The following is a 20582-nucleotide window of genomic DNA, read 5'->3' as shown; positions in this document are numbered from 1 at the left end:
GGGGAAGGGGAGCGCCGCACTTTCCGCTTCCAATGTTGGATTTCGTCTGAGACGGTTTTCCGCATGGCCAGCCGCTCTCTCCGCACTTTCCGCATCAGGCCGTCCGATGGGACGGGAAGCCTCGCGCGCGTGGATGTCGTGACTTTTGTGACTTTCCGCGGCGCATGACCCTCGATCTCCCCCTGTCCGCGCGGCTCTATCTCCGCCCTGTCCAGCTCGCCGATTCGCCCGTGGACCGGGATGGCGAGGTCGTCCGGCTCGCCGGTGGCCTCAGCTGGTGCTCGGCTTTCGAGCTGATCGCGCGCGAGGGCGGCAAGCGCATCCTCCAGCGCACGATCCCCGTCGCCGATCTGCCCGACGATCCCCGCATCGCCGCGATCCTCCAGCGGATCACTGCGCCCCGCGCGCCGCTGCAACTGGGCGAGCGTATCGTCCGGCTCGATCAGCCCCAGGTGATGGCGATCCTCAACCGCACGCCCGACAGCTTCTCCGATTCACGCGCGCTTCGCGAGGATGTCGATGCCGCGGCGAGTGCGGGCGTGGACATGGCGGCGGCCGGTGCGGCGATCCTCGATATTGGCGGCGAATCGACCCGGCCGGGTGCCGCCGAGGTCTGGGAGGGCGAGGAGATCGAGCGCGTCGTACCGGTGATTCGCAAGCTCGCCGCCGGCGGCGCAGCGATCTCGGTCGATACCCGCCGCGCCGCGGTGATGGCGGCTTCGCTCCAGGCGGGCGCGCACTTGGTCAACGACGTCGCGGCGCTGCTCTACGATCCCCAGGCGCTCGACGTGGTGGTCAAGGCCGGCTGCCCGGTCGCGCTGATGCATTCGCCCGAGCCGCAAAAGGGCCCGCATGGCGGCGATGGCTATGCCGACGTGCTGCTCGACGTGTACGACTGGCTCGAGAAGCGCGTCGAGGACGTCGTCGCCGCGGGGGTCGACCGGTCGAAGATCCTGGTCGATCCGGGCATCGGCTTCGGCAAGTCGCTCCAGGACAATCTCGCGCTGATCAACGGGCTGGCGCTGTTCCATGGCCTGGGCTGCGCGATCCTGCTCGGCGCCAGCCGCAAGCGGATGATCGGTGCGCTGTCGAACGAGGCGCCGGCCGACCAGCGGCTGGGCGGCAGTCTCGCCATCGCGCTCAAGGGTGCCGATGCCGGGGCGCAACTCATACGTGTTCATGATGTATTCGACACGGTTCAGGCGTTGAGGGTCTGGCGGGGCCTGCGCGATTCGGCGTTGGTCGCCCGCTAGAGAAACGGAGAAGAGTATATGCGTCTCGCTTTCGCCCTTGCCCTGATTGCCGCTCCCACCGCCGCGCTGGCCCAGGAGCCGGGCCCGCAGGATGCCCGCGACACGGTCCAGGCCTATTATGCCGCGATCGAGCGCGGCGATTTCCGCACCGCCTATGGCCTGTGGGACCGGGGCGGCCAGGCGAGTGGCAAGAGCTTCGCCAGCTTCCGCCAGGGCTTCGCGTCGACGGCGCACAGCCGGGTCGAGACGCGCAATCCGGGGCGCGAGGATGCCGGGATGAGCCAGCGCTGGATCACCGTGCCGGTCGATGTCTATGCCACGCTCAAGAACGGCAGGCGCCAGCATTTCCGCGGGTCGTACACGCTCCACCGCGTGGTGCCCGGCGTGAGCGCCAACCGCGCCGATACGCGCTGGCATCTGTCCAGCGCCAAGCTGGTCGCGGTCCGCTGAGCGTGCTTGCAATGTAGGATTTCGTCTGGTGGTCTCGGGCGGCTGGTCCTCGTGCCGGCCGCTCTTTGAAACCATCGGGAAATAGCTACCCGCGAGACGGCCGCCGTCGCGGTGCCGGAGGCCTAGAACCAGCCCTCCGCCTCCAGTCCGGGTGCCTGGGCACGGGCGACCGGCGCCTCGATCCCGCCGGCGAGCTGCAGGCGGACATTGCGCCCTTCGCGGCGCACGCCCTGCACGGCGTCGCGGGCGACCCACCAGCTGCGGTGGACCAGCGCGCCGGGCAGTCCGTCGAGCTCGGCCACCGCGTCGCGCATCCGCATCAGCAGCAGGGTGGATCCCTGCGCGGTGTGCACGCGGACATAATGGTCCTCCATCTCCAGCGCGATCGGCGCGGCGCGGAGGTGTGGGGGCAGGCGGTGGGCCAGCCGCGGCATGCTGGGCTCCATTGCCGGTTCGGTGACCGGCCCGGCCACCGCTTCGTCCCGCGGCCGATGGCGCTGCCGGGCGAACCAGAACAGCGCGCAGACCAGCGCCCCCATGATCAGCACGTTGCAATAATGGGCGAGGGCCTGTTCCAGGGTCGGCCAGCGGGGCGGATGCCAGACGAAGTTGGCGGTCCACACCACCGCGCTCATCGGCAGGGTGACGACCAGGCACGCGGCGGCCCATAGTGCCGGCTCGGGGAGCTGGAGCCGCGGGGCGAGGGCGCTCATGCCGCGCATCGCCGGGAAATAGAGGAAATAGCCGGCATAGCTCATCGCCAGCCAGTAGAGCAGCCGCAGCTCGAACGGCGCGGCGAAGCTGCCGAACGGGCCGACCAGCGCCAGCACCAGCCCCACGCCGAAGATGATCGCGCAGTCGATCAGGATTCGCCGTGCACCGTTCACGCGTCCGTCTTCCCCCGTCCCGTTCGCGCTTCGCCAAATGGCAGCGCCCAGCGCGCCGCCGTCCGTCCACGCAGCAATCGGCCCGGCCACGCAGCCGCGATTGCGGCGGATCGGCCCGGCGCCATCCTGACCTCGCCAATAGCGTCGGGAGGCAAGCAATGGCCAGTCATGCAGTTGTTCGGGAAGCGGCGGCGATCGATCTGTCGCGGGTCGCCAAGGGGATCATGTTCGTCGCGGCGGGGGCGCTGACGGGAGCGACCGGCTATGCGGTGGCGCGGGTGCTGCTCGGCCTGACGCCGGCGACCTATGAGATTCGCCAGGTCGCGATCGCCGTCCACCTGGCCACGGTGCTGCCGGCGATCCCGCTCGGCCTGTGGGTGCTGCTGTCCCGCAAGGGCGATGCGACCCACCGTATGCTCGGCCGGATCTGGGCGGCACTGATGGTCACCGGGGCGGGGTCGGCGCTGTTCATCCGCCACCTCAACCACGGCCAGTTCAGCTGGTTGCACCTGTTCGTGCCGATCGTGTTCTTCACGCTCTACCGCGCCATCCGCCAGGCCCGGGCGGGCCAGATTGCCGCGCACAAGGTCAATATGTGGCGGCTCTATGCGCTGGCGCTGCTGCTACCGGGCATGTTCGCCTTCCTGCCCGGCCGGCTGCTTTGGCAATGGCTGATGGTCTAGCCGAGGCCGGCCCTGCGCCGTGCCGCCGGCCGGGCGAGGTCGCGCGCCGCGTCCCGCCCGATCCAGCGGGCGGCGGGGGCGGGGGAGGCGACGAGCCGATCGGCCATTTCGCTGGCCGCGGCATGCAGCACGGGATTGCGCATGCCGATCCCGCGCAGTGCCCAGCTCACGCCCTTCTTGACGAAGTTGCGCTCGTCGATCGCTGCGGTCTCGATCAGCGGCAGCGCCTCGAAGAACGGCGCATCGGGGAGTTTCTTCGCATGCAGCGCCAGTCCGGCGAGCAACGCGAAAGCGGCGCGGCGCACGAACTCACGTTCGTCCCCGGCCCAGCGGTGGACCGCATCCCAGGCGAGCGGGCTCTTGTCGAACAGGTCGAAACAGGCGGTGTCGCAGACTGCCCAATTGTCGAATGCCGCGGCCCAGCGGTCCATCCCCTCGGCGGTGATCCGCCTGGGTTCGCCGACGAAACAGGCGAGCAGCCGCGCTTCGTACACCCCGGCATCCCAAAGCGCTTCGGCCAGCGCGTGGTCGCGGCCCAGGCCTTTGGCGATGCCGCGTATCGTGCCGACCTTGATACCGATCACCCGGTCGGCAGTGGCGATGCCGAATCGCGCCATGCCTTCGGCCACGCCCGGTTCGGCGGCGCGTTCGAGCAACAGGAGTGCCTCGCCCAGCATGGGGCGAAGGCTAGGCTCAGGCGGCGGTCTGGTCGATCCCCAGCTCGCCGAGCTTGCGGTAGAGTGTCGAGCGGCCGATCCCCAGCCGCCGGGCAACCTCGGTCATCCGGCCGCGATAATGGCCGATGGCGAGGCGGATCACATCGGCCTCGATCTCGTCCAGCGCGCGCAGGTTGCCGTCGGGCCGGAACAGCGTGACGCCGGCATTGTTCGCACCCGGCGCCTGCTGGCCATTGCCCGCCGGGCGGCCGGCGGCGAGCTGGGCGATCTGCGGGAAGTCGAGACGGGTCAGCCCGTCACCGTCGCAGAGCACCGCGGCCCGGAACAGCGCGTTCTGGAGCTGCCGGACATTGCCCGGCCAGTCATAGGAGCCGAGCAGCTGCAGCGCGTCGTCGGTGATGCCCAGCTCGCGCAGACCCGGCTGCTCGGCGATCCGCGCGAGCAGGTGCCGGGCGAGCGCCGGGATGTCGCCGGTGCGTTCCCGAAGCGGCGGGATCGTCACCTGGACGACGTTGAGCCGGTAATAGAGGTCCTCGCGGAAGCGCCCGGCTTCGACTTCGGCCTGCAGCGTCTTGTTGGTCGCGGCGATCACGCGGACGTCGACTTCACGGGCATGGCGCGCGCCGAGCGGCTGGATCTCACCTGACTGGAGCACGCGCAGCAGCTTCACCTGCGCATCGAGCGGCATCTCGCCGACTTCGTCGAGGAACAAGGTGCCGCCATCGGCTTCGGCGAATCGGCCGATCTTGCGTTCGAAGGCGCCGGTGAAAGCGCCCTTCTCGTGGCCGAACAGCTCGCTTTCGACCAGGTTGGCGGGGATCGCGCCGCAATTGACGCAGACCATGTCCTTCTTGCTGCGCGGCGAAGCGGCGTGGATCGCCTCGGCGACCACTTCCTTGCCCACGCCACTCTCGCCTTCGATCAGGACGGGGACACGGGCGCGGGCGGCCTTGGCGGCAATGGCGAGGGCGGCGCGGAACTGCGGCGCGCTGCCGACGATCTCGTCGAAGGCGAGCGGGGCGGAGAGCTTCTCGGTAAGCGGGCGCAGCTCGCCCGCGGTCTTGCCGCCCACGGCGGCCTCGAGCGCGGCGAGCAGGCGCTCGGCGGCGAGCGGCTTCACCAGGAAGTCGGTCGCGCCGGCACGCATCGCGTTCACCGCATTGGCGACCGATCCGTTGGCGGTGAGCATCAGGATGGGCAGTTGCGGCCGGCGGGTGCGCAACTCGGCGATCAGGCCCGCTGCATCGGCGTCGGGCGAGCTATGGTCGAGCAGGATCGCGTCGAGCGCCATTCCGTCGGGTGTGCCCAGCGTGGCGATGCCGGTCTCGGCCTCGCTCGCGAAGATGGTGCGCCAGCCGCGGCGTGCGGCGATGGCCGCGACGAGGCGGCGTTGTGCCGGCTCGTCGTCGATCAGCATCAGGAGGCGCTGGCCGTTGCGCGTCATCGCTCTTTGTGTCCCCAATGTCCCGTTTCAGGTCGTCCGTCTTAAAGCAGATGGGTAAAGGCGGGCTTAAGCTTGCCGAAGTCGCACCGGGGTTGAGGGACTGCGCGCGGGGAGCTAACATCCCTTCACAAAGTTTCAGGGGAGAGACGAATGGCTGACACCGGTGACAATGCCGCGCAGCTCAAGGCACATGAGCAGACGTGGAACGGTTTCAAGGCGATGATGACCTGGGGCACGGTGGGCGTGGCTCTGGTCGCGGCCCTCGTCGTCTTCCTGATCTCCGCCAAGTGAAGATCGCGGTATTGAAGGAGGCCGCCGCCGGCGAGCGGCGCGTCTCCGCGACTCCGGAAACGGTGAAGAAGTTCGTCGGCCTCGGCGCGCAGGTGTCGGTAGAGGCGGGGGCGGGCACCGATGCCACGATCGCCGACCAGGCCTATGCCGATGCCGGCGCCAGTGTCGGCGCGCGGGCCGCGGTCCTCAAGGATGCGGACATCGTGCTCGGCGTGCAGGGTCCCGATCCGGCAAATCTGGCTGGCGCCAAGGCGGGGGCCTGGGTCGTCGCGGGGCTCAACCCTTTCGGTGAGCGTGCCCGGGTCGATGCCTATGCCTCGGCCGGGTTCGAGGCGCTGGCGATGGAGTTCATGCCGCGAATCACGCGCGCGCAGTCGATGGACATTCTCTCGTCCCAGTCGAACCTGTCCGGCTACAAGGCGGTACTCGACGCGGCGGCCGAATATGGCCGCGCCTTCCCGATGATGATGACCGCGGCGGGCACGGTCTCCGCGGCCAAGGTCTTCGTGATGGGCGTGGGCGTGGCGGGGCTGCAGGCGATCGCCACCGCGCGGCGCCTCGGTGCCCAGGTTTCGGCGACCGATGTGCGCGCGGCGACCAAGGAACAGATCCTGTCGCTCGGCGCCAAGCCGATCTTCGTCGAGGCGGTGAAGGGCATCGAAGGCGAAGGCACCGGCGGCTATGCCACCGAGATGAGCGACGAGTACAAGGCCGCCCAGGCCGAGCTCGTCTCCTCGCACATCGCCAAGCAGGACATCGTGATCACCACCGCGCTGATCCCGGGGCGGCCTGCACCGCGCCTGATCAGCGACGCGCAGATCTCCACGATGAAGCCGGGCAGCGTGATCGTCGACCTCGCGGTCGAGGCGGGCGGCAATGTCGAAGGTGCGGTCGCCGGCGAGATCGTCGTGAAGCACGGGGTGAAGATCGTCGGGCACAAGAACGTGCCCTCGCGCCTCGCCGCCGACAGCTCGGCCCTGTTCGCCCGCAACCTGTTCAACTTCCTCTCCGCCTTCTGGGACAAGGAGCAGGGCAAGCCGGTTCTCGACGAGGAGATCGGCAACGCCATCCGCCTGACCCAGGGCGGCAAGGTGGTGAACGAGAGGCTGCTCGGGTGAGTGCTCCCGCAGACAGCGTTGAGAATCTTGACGGTGAATTGATCCAGCCTGCGCAAGCGAAGCCTGAATTTCTACTGGCGCATTACCAGCAGCTATTCGACCGAAATGAAAAGGCTCAGCAAACGCGATGGCAGTTCATACAACTGTCGCTCGCTGCTTTGGCTGCTTTCTATGCTGCAATTCTCGGAGACAAGCTCATTCCTGACGGGCCTGCCAAGATGCTAGTAGGAATATTACCAATCTGGCTCAGTTTCCTGGGTCGAGCCCACGCAATGTCTCAACGCAATGGCATGATTGAACGTGGTGAGGTGATGCGCAGCATTGAGCGCAAATTCGGTGCTGTTGGATGGCAACTGAATCGTCGGATGAAGCGTGAGCGCGCGATAAAAAGCTACATCGAGGAGCATCCAGGCGCGAATCGGGAAAGCGCAGAAGCCAATGTTCGGCATATTTCCGACGGACAGTACGGCGTGAGCAGGCTGTATTGGAAGATTGCGATAGGGGTTACAGCAGCTATCGAGGTCTATTTTTTCTTGGTTTGGGTGTTCCCCAATATCTTTAAGGGCTGATGATCTATGGACTTCATTTCGATCCTGTCGATCTTCGTGCTGGCCTGTTTCGTCGGCTATTATGTGGTCTGGTCGGTCACGCCGGCGCTGCACACGCCGCTGATGGCGGTGACCAACGCCATTTCCTCCGTGATCATCGTCGGTGCGCTGATCGCGTCGGCCGCATCGGGCGCGGAAGTCGCCAAGTGGCTCGGTCTGGTCGCCGTGGCGCTCGCATCCGTGAACATCTTCGGCGGCTTCGCCGTCACCGAGCGCATGCTCGCCATGTACAAGAAGAAGGGCTGAGCCGATGCACGAGGGGGCACCTGTCAATCCGTGGGTGGCGCTGGCCTATCTGGTCGCCGGCATCTGCTTCATCCTCGCACTGCGCGGGCTTTCCAGCCCTGCGAGCAGCCGGCGGGGCAACCGGCTCGGCATGCTCGGCATGGCGATCGCGGTGGTCACCACGCTGATCACCCACGAGATCGCCAGCCCCATCGAACTGGGCGCGGCGATTGCGATCGGCGGCGTGATCGGCTTCGTCACCGCGCGGCGGATCGCGATGACCGCGATGCCGCAGCTGGTCGCCGCCTTCCACTCGCTGGTCGGCATGGCGGCGGTGCTCGTCGCGGCCGCGGCCTTCCTCAACCCGGGTGCCTTCGGCATCCTGGGTCCCGACGGCGAGATCCTCAGCATCAGCCGGATCGAGATGGGCCTGGGCGTCGCGATCGGTGCGATCACCTTCTCCGGCTCGGTGATCGCGTTCCTCAAGCTCAACGGCAACATGTCGGGCAAGCCGATCCTGCTGCCCGGCCGCCATGTCATCAACCTGGGCGTTCTCGCCGGCATTCTCGGCCTGATCGGCTATTTCGTCACCGACCAGAGCCCCTGGGTATTCTGGACGGTGACCGCGCTCAGCTTCGTCATCGGCTTCCTGCTGATCGTGCCGATCGGCGGCGCGGACATGCCGGTGGTCGTCTCGATGCTCAACAGCTACTCGGGCTGGGCGGCAGCGGCGATGGGCTTCACGCTGCACAATACGGCGATGATCGTCACCGGTGCGCTGGTCGGCTCGTCGGGCGCGATCCTCAGCTACATCATGTGCCGCGCGATGAACCGCAGCTTCATCAGCGTGATCGCGGGTGGCTTTGGCGCCGTCGCCGATTCGGGTGGCAGCGGTGCGGCGATCGACCGGCCTTGGAAGCGTGGATCGGCCGAGGATGCGGCCTTCCTGATGAGCCAGGCGGAACAGGTCATCATCGTGCCGGGCTACGGCATGGCGGTCGCCCAGGCGCAGCACGCGCTGCGCGAGATGGGTGACAAGCTCAAGGAGCATGGCGTGCGCGTGAAATACGCGATCCACCCGGTCGCGGGGCGCATGCCTGGTCATATGAACGTGCTGCTCGCCGAAGCGAACGTGCCCTATGACGAGGTGTTCGAGCTGGAGGACATCAACAGCGAGTTCGCCCAGACAGACGTCGCCTTCGTCATCGGCGCCAACGACGTGACCAACCCGGCGGCGAAGACCGACAAGTCCTCGCCGATCTATGGCATGCCGGTGCTCGATGTCGAAAAAGCCAAGACGGTGCTTTTCATCAAGCGCTCGATGGGCGGTGTGGGCTATGCCGGCGTGGACAATGAGCTGTTCTACCGCGACAACACCATGATGCTGCTCGCGGACGCCAAGAAGATGGTCGAGGAGATCGTGAAGAGCCTCGATTGACGCTGACGGACTGAGCGAATGGGGGAAATCGAATGGCGAGCGTGGGTTCGATTCTGGGGGGAGCGTTCGGGCTGCTGCGCGATCGCCCCGCGTCGGTGGTGATCTGGGCGGTCACCTATTGCGTCGGCGCGCTGGCCATATCGCTGGTCATGGGGCTGCTGATGTACGGCACGATGATGCCGAGCGTGGCCGATACCAGCGCTGCGGTCTCGGCGTTCGCCGGGCCGGCGTTCAGCCTGATCCTGCTCCTCAACCTCTGCCTGCTGTTCCTCGTCGTGGTGCTGATGAACGCGGTGTTCCGCGCAATGTTGCGACCCGAGGAGGGCGGCTTCGCCTATATGCGCCTGGGCATGGACGAGTTCCGCATGTTCGGGCTGGTGATCCTCGTCGTCATCGGGCTTTTCGTCGCGGTGTTCATCGCCGAGCTACTGCTGCTGCTGGTCATCGCCGCCCTGGGCTGGATCGTGGGGCAGAACGTCGTCACCGCCATTCTTTCGTTCCTGCTTGTCCTCGCGTTCATCTGTGCCGTGATCTGGGTCGAGGTGCGCATCTCGCTGATCTTCCCGCTGAGCTTCTACCGCCGCCGGATCAGCCTCGATGTCGCCTGGGACCTGACCCGCGGCCGCTTCTGGCTGCTCTTTGCCTGCTATTTCCTGATCAGCCTGATCTTCGTCGTCGCCGGCGTCGCCGTCATGTCGTTCGTTATGGGCGATTATCTCGCCGCGCTGTTCGCGGCCAATGGCGACCGAGAGCAGATGCAGGCTGCGGCCGAGGCGTTCGCCGCACAGCAGCTGGCGATGCCGCTCGTCACCAAGATCCTGTTCGGCGTGGTCGGTGCGGTGTTCTTCGCGGTCGGCCTGGCGCTCGGTCCGGGTCTGCTCGCCAGCGCGACGCGCGAACTTCTCGGCGATCCGAGCGAAGCTGCGGTATTTGCAGCCGAATCCGACGGATCAGTCGTGGACTGATCCGGAACGGGCGGGCAATGATTCTCCCGCCCGTCCGGGTCGCGCCATAAGCTCCGAAACGGGGCGGATCGAGCAATCCGTTCCGGAGGGTGGGCCTCTCCGGGAACATGACCCGAGAAGGCAATGGCGAACCTTTCCGCGGCTCCCGAGCTGGTTGGCGCTCCCTATGATCTGGCGGCCAACGCGCTGCTGATCACCAGCGCGGCGCGAACCGATGTGATCGAGACGCTTACCGCTGCCGGGATCCGGGTGCGGGAGGTGGCCGATATCGCCACGGCGCCTGCCTTGCTCGATGGAGCGGCGCTCGATCTGGTGCTGCTCGATGCACGCGGAGCCGCCGAGACCGAGTTGGCCATGGTACTGGACATGCTGGGCGACGCACTTGCCGGGCCGGCGCTGGTGGCGATCTTCTCCGACGGCCAGATCGACCTCGCCGGGCCGCTTATCGGTAAGCCGCGGACCCAGTTGCTCTGCGATCCCGGCACCACCGAGCTGCTCGGCGCGCTGCTTCGGGCCCGGGCAGAAAACGAAGGCGCGCCACGTAGCCGCTGGACCGACATCACCCGCGACACCGAAGTCGCGCGCCTGCGCCGTCTCAACGAGGAGGTTGCGCGCATCGCCGATGCGCTTGCTCGGCTCACCCGAGGCGAACTGGCCGAGGAGGAAGAGATCGGGCGCAGTAGCATCCGCGCGCCCGAAATGGAGTATCGCGGTGCCGACGAGCCGCTGCCGGACATTTCGTCGGGCGAGATCCGCGCGGTGATCCGCGCGCGCCGGCTCCGCGGCCAGTATTTCGCGACCGAGCTGTTCGCCGATCCCGCCTGGGACATGCTGCTCGATCTCTTCGCGGCCAGCCTCGAACGGCGGCGGGTCTCGGTCTCGAGCCTGTGCATCGCCGCCGCCGTGCCGCCCACCACGGCGCTGCGGTGGATCGGCACGATGCACGAAGCCGGGCTATTCGGGCGCCAGGCCGATCCCGGCGACCGGCGCCGCGCCTATATCGTGCTGAGCGAAAAGGCGGTGCAGGGCATGCGCGCCTATGTTGGGGCGATCCGCCGTGCGGGGCTCGGTCTCGTCTGAGGGCTTGCCCTGAGGCCAAGGCTTTGGCATCGGACGCAAACTGGCATTGCCAGGGCGCTTAGCTCAGTTGGTAGAGCATCTCGTTTACACCGAGAGGGTCGGCGGTTCGAGCCCGTCAGCGCCCACCACTTCCCAGTATCGGTGTCGAGCACGGATAAAAGTGCCTCATCCGTGAAATAAGATTGCCTCAGCGCGGGTCGCGCGGTCGAGCAGGTAAGGCTGTTAGGCTGCGAATGCCTCGCTTCAGAAGGTCTGCTCGACATCAATCGAGAATATCCGCCGATCCCCGGCTTGCCGGAAAAAGGGGGCATCTCGGTAAGTGGCAGGCCGAGATTGTCATTCTGCCGGATCGCGCCCTGCGCCAGCCGGTATGGATTGGGTAGCGGCCGGCTTGGCGCGCGGCGCGGCCAGACTTGCCGGCGGGGATAGTCGGTCAGCACCGTGTCTTTGTTGGCCACCCTGTCGATGTTCGGCGTGGCGTCGGCCTGGCCCGCGGTCGGTCCGACATCGCCGAAGCCGAGATCGTCCATGGGATCACGATGATATCGGGCTTGGGCCGCGCGTTCGCCCCTGCGGCAAGAAGTTGAAGGCTGCCGCTGCGATCGTCGCTGCCGATGCGCAGGGGAAAGTCCGCCGATTCACCCTTCGTCTCCTTGCCCGAGGTCGATCGATCAGCGCTCCAGCCGGCAGCCCTTGGGGGCATTGACGGGGTTGCAGCGCGCCTCGCCACCACCCGGCAGCCGAACGACATAGCTGGTGCCATAGGCGTTGCCAGGCTTGTAGAAATCGGTCGAGACGATCTGGGCGCCGCTGGCAAATGCCTGATTGGCGCGGCTTGGATCGTTCACCTTTGCCTCATAGGTTTCGATATCGGCGCGGGCGCGGACCAGATAGCCTTGCTTCACGCGCTCGGGAATCTCCTTGGCGCGGACATTGGCGTTGTCGAGCAGCAGGAACGCAGCGTAGCTTTGCCCCGGCGTGGCGCGCAGGAATGCGGCGCGGCCTTCCAGATTCTCGTGTCCCGCATGATAGGCGGCGAGCGCGCGGGGATCCATCGCGGTAAGCAGCAGGAAGACGAACTTGCCACGCGACTTGGCGAGCGTTGGCCAGTTGTGCGCGAGCACGCCAGCTTCGAGCGTGGGATAGGTGCCGCGGACCTGATCGGGCGTCACCAGCTTGTCGCGGCCGATCTCGCGGAAGATCGACTGGTCCATCTCGTCGAACGCCGCGCGATCAAAGGCGAGCGGCGGCGTCGCGCCTGTGAACACCGGCACGGCATCGCTCTTCGCTTCGACCAGGATGAAGATCGGCGCATGGTTCGGATGCGCATCCGACCAGGCGCGCAGATTCTTCAGGCAGCGGCTGAACAGGTTGCAGCTGGAGCGCACGTCGAGATCGGCGACGTGGAACACCTTGAGGCCCGGCTTTTCCATGTCGGTTGCGTCATAGGGCAGCATGTCACTGTCCTTCACGCCCGTAGCGCGGAGTGCCGCGAGGCCCGCCGGATGGGCATAGCGCCCGCCTTGGGGGTCGTTGTTGATGTCGATCTCCAGGCTGCGCATGCCGGCATCGAGCTGTTCGGTCAGCGAGGTGTAGCGATAGTTCAGGCCCTCGCTGAAGCTGATGAAATTGGGGTGGTATTCCTGCCAGTCGGCCTTCATCGCTTCCGGCATGTTCTTCACGAAACCGGCCATCATCGGGCCGATCCGGGCATCGGCCAAGGCGAGCAATCGAGGATCGACGCCCTGCGAATAGCTGTTGTGGGTGCCGATCACCTGGATCTCGTTGAGCCGTACCTCTTCGGTGCGGGGCGCTTCCTGGGCAATGGCGATCGCGGCGGCGCAGGTGGCGATCAGGCCGAGGCCGATTGCGAGCTTCTTCATGTCGTAGGTCCTTGGTGCGACGGATCGCGCGCGGCCTCTCACCGAATGGCGGAGGCGGCGGCGAAGGCGCGTCAGAAGTTGATCTTGGCGAAGGCGCCGAGCGTCCGGTAGGCGTTCGGCGAGGTATAGTGCAGCAGGCCGAGCGGGCCGTAGATCTGCCAGCCGGTGGAATAATAGGTGTTCAGCAGATTGCGGGCATAGACGCCGAACTCGACCGCGCCATCCAGCTTGGCCAGGCTGACGCGCCCGTTGAGCAGGCCGTATCCCGGGATCCGCGAATAGGTCGAATTGGGCGTCTTGGTGCCGTCCGCGTTGCTGACGGCCGGGGCGAGGATGTCGCCCAGCATTGCGCCCGTCACCGTCTGGGTGTCGCTGCGATAGCCATAGTCGAGATGTGCCTTGAAGTTCAGCCCGGCGCCGATCTCGTCGGCATAGTCCATCGTCACGCTTGCCTGCCATTCGGGCGCGTTGGTGAGGCGCGTGCCGGTATAGTTGGCGGTCGGGCTGGCGACGTAATCGGTGAAGGTGGCGTCGGTATAGGTGACCGAGCCGCCCAGCGTGATCTGCCGCGCCGGCTTGACCGTGAGCGATGCCTCGACGCCGCGCGAGCGCAGGCCCGGTGCGTTGCCGATGGCCGATGCCAGGATGAACCCGCCGATGCCGGTGCTCACCGGAGTCAGGATCGTCGCCTGGAAATCGGTGAACTTCGACGAGAAGGCTGCGAGGTTGAACCGCGCGCGGCGATCGAACAGCTCGCTCTTCAGGCCGATTTCCCAGCTCTTCACCGATTCCGGATTGTACGGGTCGTACCGGTTGCCGACGAACGCGACGCCGCCCGGCTTGTAGCCCGTCGCGTAGCTTGCATAGACCATCACGTCGCGGTTGATCGCGAACTGCGGCGCGATGCGATAGGTGAAGCGGCCACCCTTCTTCGATCCCGTGCGGAATGCCTCGGTCGGTCCTGCGCCGGTGGCGACGAAGATCGGCGAATAGCCGGTGATGGGCCTTGGATCGATATTGATGTAGCTGATCGTCTGGCTGTTCCAGTCGTAGTTGTAGCGCCCGCCAAAGGTCACGCTGAACTGGCGTGCCGGCGTGATCTTGACCTGGCCGAACGCGGCCGCCGCTTCGTTGGTGGCGTCGAACAGCACGGCGTTGCCGAGCATTGCCTTGGTGATCGGATCGAAGGCGCCGGTCACTGCATAGAGCGTCGGCGAGGGAACGCCGGCAGGCGACAGCAGCGGCGTGCCGAGCGTGCCCCATTGCAGCTGGGTCTGCTTGGCGTTCAGCTTGTTGTAGAAGGCGCCGACCAGATATTCGATCGTGCCGCCGGTGGGTGAGGCGAAGTGGATCTCCTCGCTGAACTTGTTCGTCTTCAGCCGGCCCGAATTGAACGGGATATAGGCATAGACGTTGCGGGGAAGCAGATCGGCGGGCGTGTCGTTGTCGAACGTCGTCTCGCGATAGGCGGTGATCGAGGTCAGCGTGTGCTGGCCCATCTCATAGTTCACATGGAGCGAACCGCCCTTGTTGGTCGTGGTGTTGTGGCCCAGCGATCCGTCGGCGCTGTCGGCATTCTCCGGTCCCGGGACCACGCCAAGCGCGATCTGCGCCGCGGTTAGCGCGGCGGCGGGTGCGAAGGTCGAGCCGGCCGGGCCGCCAACGGGCACGCGGATGGCAGTGTCGATATGGTGGGTATATTCGCCGGCGAGCACCAGCTCGAGCGACGGGGCCGGCTGGAACAGCAGCTTGCCGCGCACGCCCCATTCGCTGACCAGGCCGAGATTGCGGTCGAGCACCACATAGCGGCCCTTGCCGTCCTGGCCCAGCGCGAAGGCGGACAGGCGAAGTGCTGCCTGCTCGCTGATCGGCAGGTTCACGGTCGCATTGGTGTTGCGGTCGTTGCGTTCGCCATAGCTGGCATAGGCGGTGCCGGAGAACTGGCCGATCACCGGCTTGTTGGTGGTGATCGCGATCACGCCCGAGGTCGAGTTCTTGCCGAACAGCGTACCCTGCGGGCCCATCAGCACATCGACGCGCTGGATGTCGGTGAGGCCGATCAGGCCGTTGTCGCGCTGGGCGTCCATCACGACGTCATCGACGACGACATTGACCGATTTGGCGTTGGAGAAGTCGAACGATGTGCTGCCGACGCCGCGGATCTGGAAGGCAGCGCCTTGGGTGGGGTCATATTGAACGCCGGGCACGACATATTGCAGGTCGGTGAGCGAGGTGAAGCCGCTGTCCTCGAGCGCCTGGCCGCTGACCGAGGTGATCGAGATCGGTACCGATTGTGCCTTTTCCTGGCGGCGCTGCGCAGTGACGACGATGTCGGCGAGGCCGGTATCCCCGGAGGCCTCACTCGTCTGTACGGGCGCGGTGTCTGCGTTCTGTGCAAACGCTTGTTCAGTAACGCCGAAGCCGCAGCTGAGCGTTGCCACGCTGGCCGTCAGCGCGCGAAATAGGTCGGTTCTCATCCGGGATCCCCTCGAAGTCCCGCCGATTCGGCGGGATACGGGGCACCTCCTATGATGTGTCCATGACGATATAATTACACTTGTTCAGTCAATGCCTCAGGGGTCATGCGTGTTGCCGAAGATGCTCCGGCAGGCTCGTCCAGCGAGGAATCTGCCAGAATTCTGAGTGAAACCAGCGTGATCAGCGCGGCGGCCACGCTCGGGACGAGCAGCACCGGCGCGAACGTCTGTTCAGGCCCAAGGGCTGCGCGCGGATCGAAGCCCAGGGTGCGATAGCCCGCGAACAACAGTCCCGAGGCGATGGCGCCACATAGATTGAAGGGCAGGTGGAACCCGGCATAGTGCGCGGCGGCACGCTTCCCCGAGGGCGCGCCTCCGGCATCGAGCCGCGCGCCGAGCAGCATCCGCAGGGCCATGAAGTCGATCGCGGAGGTCAGCCCGAACGGCACCGTCCACAGCATCAGCGCGACTGGCGAGCCGGCGGGCAGCAGTGGCAAGGCAAGCGCCAGAACCAGATTCGCCAAGAGCGTCAGTCGCAGCAGCGCGTGCGCGCTGAGGCTGGCACCGATCCGGATCGCCGCCAGGATGCCGATGGCGGCGCAGATGGTCTGGACGAGGATCCCGGTCGGCGCCCAGCCGCGCAGCCCCAGGCCATTGTCGACCATGTAGAAATAGCCGGTGGTGGTGATCGCCGCATGTGCGCCGTTTAGCGCGAACAGCGCTGCCAGCCGGCGGTTGCCGCGATTGGCGAACAGCAGCCACAACGGATCGAGCAGGGAGGCGAGCCGCCATCTGTCCGGCGCGGGCGCCCGGTCGGGCAACAGGGTGGCGAGTGCGGCGTGCAGCACCAGCGCACCGAAGGCAACGGTGATCATGATGATCGTGAAGGGGGAGGGCCAGGTGGCGATCTGCAGCGCGCCGATCGCCGAAAAGCCGATACCGCCGGCGATCCCGAACAGCGTCCGCGTGCCGAATATCCGCCCTCGGGACCGGCTGTCGTGCGCGGCCTCGAGTGCCCAGGCGCCGTGCGTGACGTTGCACAAGGCCCAGCCGACCACCAGCGCGACCAATGCGACGGCCACCGAAGCGATCGATGGTGTGCTGCCCTGTCGGAGCAGTCCGGCGGTGCCGATCAGCACCAGCGCGGTACCCAGGATCATCCATAGTCGCCGCCGCCCGATCCGGTCCGATCCGTGATCGCCCATCGATCCCGCGAGCAACTCGGCTGGAATCGATGCGAAATTGGCGAGCAGCACCAGCCAGCCGACAACCCCGACCTGCAGCGCGAGTTCGCCGGAAAGATACGGTGCCAGGAACACCCGCCGGGCGAGGTCATAGCCTGCAAAGGCCAGCGACGGCAGCGAGAGCACGACGAGGCGCGTGCCCGACAATATTTCCCGATCCGCCATCCCGCCGCACTCCGGTCGGGCGCCTATCAGCGGGTTGTGCCGTTTCGATGACTCTGCGGGATCAGCCGGAAGATCGGATACGCCAGGCTTCGAAGGCGGTGAAGGCGCGCCTGTAATGGTCGCGCTCGGCTGTCTTCCGGGCCATGCCAACCATGCCCATGCCGAAGGCCGCGATCGAGAGGACTTGGGCCGCGGTACGGTCAAAGCCTGCGCCGGTGCCGATTCCCATCGGGGCCATGTCGTCCACGCGCCAATTCTCGCCGCGCCGCCGCCGCATGTCGATCGCGTAGGGCAACAGGCTGGGCTCGCGGGTACTTGCCAGCGCGATCATCGAGGTGGCCTTGATCAGATCCTGGATGCTTGTGTCATTCGGTGGCGCGCCGCCGCGATCGGCGGGGATGTCGCCCCGCCGCTTGTGGAAGCGCGCGATGACGGCGTGCAGCCCCGCCACCACGAGTGCCGGCCGCGCGCCGAAATGATACACCACTGTCGAGGCAGGTACGCCCGCGGCGAGCGCTACCGAGCGATGCGTCACGCTTTCGATGCCCTGGGAAACGATCAGATCGGCCGCACTGCGTACGATCCTCTGGCGTTTCGCATCCTCTTCCTCGGCGGCAGGCGGTACAGCCGGATCGAGAAGTCCGATCAGCGGTGTGATCGTGTCGGCTGCCGCTTCACTCCCTGCAGGGAACATGCCGTTCGCGAAGCGCTGGAGACACAGGGAGCGCAGCAGCGCATATTTCGGATTATCGTCGGCGCCGAGCGAAAACCCTGATTCGTCGAGCATATAGCCGAGCGCCAGATCGGCCAGCGCGGCGTCGCCGAAGATCATCTCGGCCCAGAACTGGCCCGCATCGTCGAGCCAGTCTTCCAGCGGCTGGAAGCGATCCGGGCGCAGCGCGCGGTCATGGACCAATTCGATAAGGAGAATGATCTGGCGCCGCTCGCGCGTGACCCAATCGCGCAGCGCCAACTCCGCCATCGCGGCGTGCATCGCCGCATCCATCGGCCCGATGGCGTTGGCGAGGTCGCGCCACCTGGCAAAAAAGGCGAGGTCGCGCCTATGCGCTGCCTTCGTCACGCCCTCGAGCAGTTGCTCCTTGCTACCCATGCGCGCCGAGATCACCGGCACGCTGACGCCCAGCCCCATCGCAAGCGGCCGCAGGGTCAGCTCGGCGAGGCCGCCGGACGCGATAAGGTCGAGCGCCTTGTCGACGATTGCATCGACGGAGATGCCAAGGGGCGCGATCGATCGATTCAAGGACACGGCCGCGCGTCTATAGCAATCGCTTCGTCGGGTCACGGTCCACCTCGTGTCATCGGGAGGCTTGCGTGCATTTGGGCGGCTACGAAGCGCAGGTCAGTAGACCATTTCACCGTTGCGACTGTCTGCTTGTCGTTCGAATCGCGAGAGAAGCAGTCAGTCAGCTGCCGGCCACGACCGTCGCCAGCGGCTTCTGCACTTCCGCACCGGCGCCGCGACCAAGCGCCGTCGGAAGAAAGCCAAGGCTCGCCACCAGGGCCATCATCGCCACGGGGCGAAGCCGAGCCAGCGCACCTTCTCGCGCCGCGGTCACCCCATCCCGTCCGTCCACGGAGAGCTGCTGAATCGCGGTGAGCATGCCCAGTCGACGTGCGCGTCGGCTTCGCATCCCATTTGCGGTAATTCGGGGCGCTCGCGCCGGAACTGGAAACGAAATTTCGTGACTGGGTGCGGCTGGTTCGTCGTCATTGGCGATAGCGCAAAGCGTCCAGAACGAGGCTGAAGGCCGGAGAAGGCTGTCGTCGGCTGGGATAATAGAGATAATAGCCGTCGAACGGCTCGCACCAGTCCTCCAGCACCCGCACCAAGCTGCCGTCGTTCAACTGCTTGGTTACATGATCCTCGAGCATATAGGCGATGCCATGACCGGCGAGCGCCGCTGCCTTGATGAGGTCCGCGTCGTTGAAGACGAGTTGCCCTTCCGCCTTGACCCTCAGTTCCTTGCCGGCCCTCTCGAATTCCCAGGCATAGAGTCCGCCCGAGCTCGACATGCGCAGGCTGATGCAGCGGTGCTTCGCCAGATCATAGGGAGTCTGGGGTGTCCCATGTTCCGCGAAATAGGACGGCGCGCCGAACGCGGCCATCCGCAGCCTGGGGCTGATCGGCACCGCGATCATGTCCTGTTCCAGGCGCTCGCCAAGCCGGACGCCGGCGTCATACCGGTCGGCCACGATATCGACGAGGCCCCCCTCTATGTTCACCTCGATATTGATGTCGGGATTCTCCGCGGTCAGGCGGTCGATGGCAGGCCAGAGCACGGCGCGAGCCGCGTGTGCGCCTGCGGTGATGCGTACCGTGCCGGCAGGTCTTTCGCGAAGCTCGGTCAGCGATGCGAGCTTGTAGTCGATCTCTTCGAGCGCTGGGCGGAGGGTTTCGATCAGGCGCTCGCCGGCATCCGTAGCCGCGACGCTGCGCGTCGTCCGCGTGAGCAGGCGCAAACCCAGCCTTGCCTCCAGTCGCCGCATCGAATGGCTGAGCGCGGACTGGGAAACACCGAGCTTGGCCGCTGCCCTGGTAAAGCTGCGTTCCTCCGCGACGGACAGGAACATCGCGAGGCTGCCCAAGTCTTCACGCCGCATATCGCAATCCCCGCAATCTCGATTTCATGACACCTAGTCATAGGCTCAAGCGATTTACCCTGTCTAATCGGGGGAGGTCGGACGGCGTATATCAAACCGGTGCCGACGCCGGCTCGGCCTGCGTTTCACGGACTCGCGAACGCTTCCGCAACCATCGAGAGAAACCGACGATGAGCGACAACATCCCCGCCGTCACGCTGAACAATGGCGTGGAGATGCCGATCCTCGGCTTCGGCGTGTTCCAGGTGCAGAATCCGTCCGAATGCGAGCGAAGCGTTCGCGATGCGATCGACGTCGGCTATCGGCTGTTCGACACCGCAGCTTCCTATGGCAATGAGGAAGCAGTCGGCAACGCGTTCCGTAGCCACGGGATTGATCGCAGCGAATTGTTCGTCACGACCAAGCTCTGGGTCGAGGATGCGAGCTACGAGGGTACGAAGGCGGCTTTCGAGCGCTCGATCGACAAGCTCCAGCTCGACTATCTCGACCTCTACCTGATCCATCAACCCTATGGCGATGTGTACGGTGCCTGGCGCGCGATGGAGGAATTGCACCGCGCCGGGCGCATCCGCGCGATCGGTGTCAGCAATTTCTACCCCGACCGACTCGTGGATTTCGTCCTCCACAACGAGATCGCTCCTGCAGTGAACCAGATCGAGATCCATCCCTTCCACCAGCAAGGCGACGCGCAGGCGATCTTGGACGAGTACAAGGTTCAGGCTGAGGCTTGGGGACCGTTCGCCGAAGGCAAGAACGGGTTGTTCTCCAACGAACAGCTCCAGTCGATCGGCGAAAAACATGGCAAGAGCGTCGCGCAGGTCGTGCTGCGCTGGCTAATGCAACGGAGCATCGTCGCCATCCCGAAATCGGTCCGCAGGGAACGTATGGCCGAGAATTTCGCGATCTTCGATTTCGAGCTGGACTCGGATGACCTCGCTGCGATTGCCACGCTCGACCAGAAGGCCAGCAGCTTCTTCGATCACCGCGATCCGGCGATGGTGAAGTGGCTCGGGACACGAAAGCTCCAGCAGTGACGTCTCTGGCCGCCCGCCCGCAATCGCGGCCGCCCCTT

19 protein-coding genes, 1 tRNA gene and 1 pseudogene are annotated in these 20582 nt (G+C 66.0%); 12 read left to right on the top strand and 9 right to left on the bottom strand.

Annotated elements, in window-relative coordinates; all coding sequences use genetic code 11:
• The first annotated feature begins 164 nt into the window (after positions 1–164).
• On the top strand, positions 165–1253 hold the full coding sequence (gene folP / locus GGR46_RS15350) for a dihydropteroate synthase (protein ID WP_183998923.1): 1089 nt from the start codon (positions 165–167) through the stop codon (positions 1251–1253).
• 18 nt (positions 1254–1271) lie between these two features.
• Complete coding sequence (locus GGR46_RS15345) at positions 1272–1703, top strand: hypothetical protein (protein WP_183998922.1); 432 nt, start codon at positions 1272–1274, stop codon at positions 1701–1703.
• A 122-nt stretch (positions 1704–1825) separates the two neighbouring features.
• On the opposite strand, the gene GGR46_RS15340 is transcribed toward GGR46_RS15345, so the two are convergent.
• Positions 1826–2590: a LytTR family DNA-binding domain-containing protein gene (locus GGR46_RS15340; protein WP_343058192.1), complete on the bottom strand. Its 765-nt coding sequence runs from the start codon at positions 2588–2590 to the stop codon at positions 1826–1828.
• 158 nt (positions 2591–2748) lie between these two features.
• Here GGR46_RS15340 and GGR46_RS15335 point away from each other — a divergent pair, with 158 nt between their 5' ends.
• Positions 2749–3273 carry a DUF2306 domain-containing protein gene (locus GGR46_RS15335; RefSeq protein WP_183998921.1) on the top strand — a complete coding sequence of 175 codons (525 nt, stop codon included), beginning with the start codon at positions 2749–2751 and terminating at the stop codon, positions 3271–3273.
• Here the strand turns inward: GGR46_RS15335 and GGR46_RS15330 are convergent.
• Positions 3270–3950: a DNA alkylation repair protein gene (locus tag GGR46_RS15330; protein WP_183998920.1), complete on the bottom strand. Its 681-nt coding sequence runs from the start codon at positions 3948–3950 to the stop codon at positions 3270–3272. The two genes, GGR46_RS15335 and GGR46_RS15330, sit on opposite strands and share 4 nt — an antisense overlap.
• A 16-nt stretch (positions 3951–3966) precedes the next feature.
• Positions 3967–5394, bottom strand: coding sequence for a sigma-54-dependent transcriptional regulator (locus GGR46_RS15325; protein ID WP_183998919.1), 1428 nt, complete (start codon positions 5392–5394; stop codon positions 3967–3969).
• A gap of 150 nt (positions 5395–5544) precedes the next feature.
• On the opposite strand from GGR46_RS15325, the gene GGR46_RS15320 reads away from it, so the two are divergent.
• The 8 genes from GGR46_RS15320 (at position 5545) to GGR46_RS15285 (ending at position 11247) form a co-directional block, all read left to right on the top strand.
• Positions 5545–5685, top strand: a complete 141-nt coding sequence (locus tag GGR46_RS15320) for an aa3-type cytochrome c oxidase subunit IV (protein ID WP_183998918.1) — start codon at positions 5545–5547, stop codon at positions 5683–5685.
• Entirely contained in the window at positions 5682–6803 is a 1122-nt protein-coding gene (locus GGR46_RS15315; RefSeq protein WP_183998917.1) for a Rossmann-fold NAD(P)-binding domain-containing protein, read from the top strand. Before GGR46_RS15320 ends, GGR46_RS15315 begins: the two co-directional genes overlap by 4 nt.
• 38 nt (positions 6804–6841) lie before the next feature.
• The gene (locus tag GGR46_RS15310; protein ID WP_183998916.1) at positions 6842–7372 is read left to right on the top strand and encodes a hypothetical protein; all 531 of its coding nucleotides are present in this window, start codon (positions 6842–6844) and stop codon (positions 7370–7372) included.
• 6 nt (positions 7373–7378) lie between these two features.
• A complete protein-coding gene (locus GGR46_RS15305) occupies positions 7379–7657 on the top strand; it encodes an NAD(P) transhydrogenase subunit alpha part 2 (RefSeq protein ID WP_183998915.1) in 279 nt (92 codons plus the stop codon).
• 4 nt (positions 7658–7661) lie between these two features.
• Complete coding sequence (locus GGR46_RS15300) at positions 7662–9074, top strand: NAD(P)(+) transhydrogenase (Re/Si-specific) subunit beta (protein ID WP_183998914.1); 1413 nt, start codon at positions 7662–7664, stop codon at positions 9072–9074.
• Between the two features lie 32 nt (positions 9075–9106).
• The gene (locus tag GGR46_RS15295; RefSeq protein WP_183998913.1) at positions 9107–10039 is read left to right on the top strand and encodes a hypothetical protein; all 933 of its coding nucleotides are present in this window, start codon (positions 9107–9109) and stop codon (positions 10037–10039) included.
• 123 nt (positions 10040–10162) lie between these two features.
• Complete coding sequence (locus tag GGR46_RS15290) at positions 10163–11119, top strand: helix-turn-helix domain-containing protein (RefSeq protein ID WP_183998912.1); 957 nt, start codon at positions 10163–10165, stop codon at positions 11117–11119.
• Between the two features lie 52 nt (positions 11120–11171).
• A tRNA-Val gene (locus GGR46_RS15285) sits at positions 11172–11247 on the top strand.
• Positions 11248–11790: 543 nt separating this feature from the next.
• Here the strand turns inward: GGR46_RS15285 and GGR46_RS15280 are convergent.
• The 6 genes and pseudogenes from GGR46_RS15280 to GGR46_RS15255 form a co-directional block, all read right to left on the bottom strand.
• The gene (locus GGR46_RS15280) at positions 11791–13002 is read right to left on the bottom strand and encodes a Ca2+-dependent phosphoinositide-specific phospholipase C (RefSeq protein ID WP_183998911.1); all 1212 of its coding nucleotides are present in this window, start codon (positions 13000–13002) and stop codon (positions 11791–11793) included.
• Between the two features lie 71 nt (positions 13003–13073).
• Positions 13074–15479 (bottom strand): TonB-dependent receptor, encoded by a 2406-nt coding sequence (locus GGR46_RS15275; RefSeq protein ID WP_183998910.1) that lies wholly within the window; start codon positions 15477–15479, stop codon positions 13074–13076.
• Positions 15480–15553: 74 nt separating this feature from the next.
• Positions 15554–16888: an MFS transporter gene (locus GGR46_RS15270; protein ID WP_183998909.1), complete on the bottom strand. Its 1335-nt coding sequence runs from the start codon at positions 16886–16888 to the stop codon at positions 15554–15556.
• Positions 16889–16949: 61 nt separating this feature from the next.
• Positions 16950–18191: a TetR family transcriptional regulator gene (locus GGR46_RS15265; RefSeq protein WP_183998908.1), complete on the bottom strand. Its 1242-nt coding sequence runs from the start codon at positions 18189–18191 to the stop codon at positions 16950–16952.
• A gap of 127 nt (positions 18192–18318) precedes the next feature.
• Positions 18319–18516, bottom strand: a pseudogene (locus GGR46_RS15260) (efflux RND transporter permease subunit); the annotation flags it as partial.
• Between the two features lie 100 nt (positions 18517–18616).
• Positions 18617–19510 carry a LysR family transcriptional regulator gene (locus tag GGR46_RS15255; protein ID WP_183998906.1) on the bottom strand — a complete coding sequence of 298 codons (894 nt, stop codon included), beginning with the start codon at positions 19508–19510 and terminating at the stop codon, positions 18617–18619.
• A gap of 170 nt (positions 19511–19680) precedes the next feature.
• On the opposite strand from GGR46_RS15255, the gene GGR46_RS15250 reads away from it, so the two are divergent.
• Complete coding sequence (locus GGR46_RS15250; RefSeq protein ID WP_183998905.1) at positions 19681–20544, top strand: aldo/keto reductase; 864 nt, start codon at positions 19681–19683, stop codon at positions 20542–20544.
• The last annotated feature ends 38 nt before the right edge of the window (positions 20545–20582 follow it).

Source organism: Sphingomonas kyeonggiensis (assembly GCF_014196745.1).
Taxonomy (GTDB): domain Bacteria; phylum Pseudomonadota; class Alphaproteobacteria; order Sphingomonadales; family Sphingomonadaceae; genus Sphingomonas; species Sphingomonas kyeonggiensis.
The sequence above is the reverse complement of the archived record's forward strand: the minus strand, read 5'-3'. Positions and strand labels throughout refer to the sequence as shown.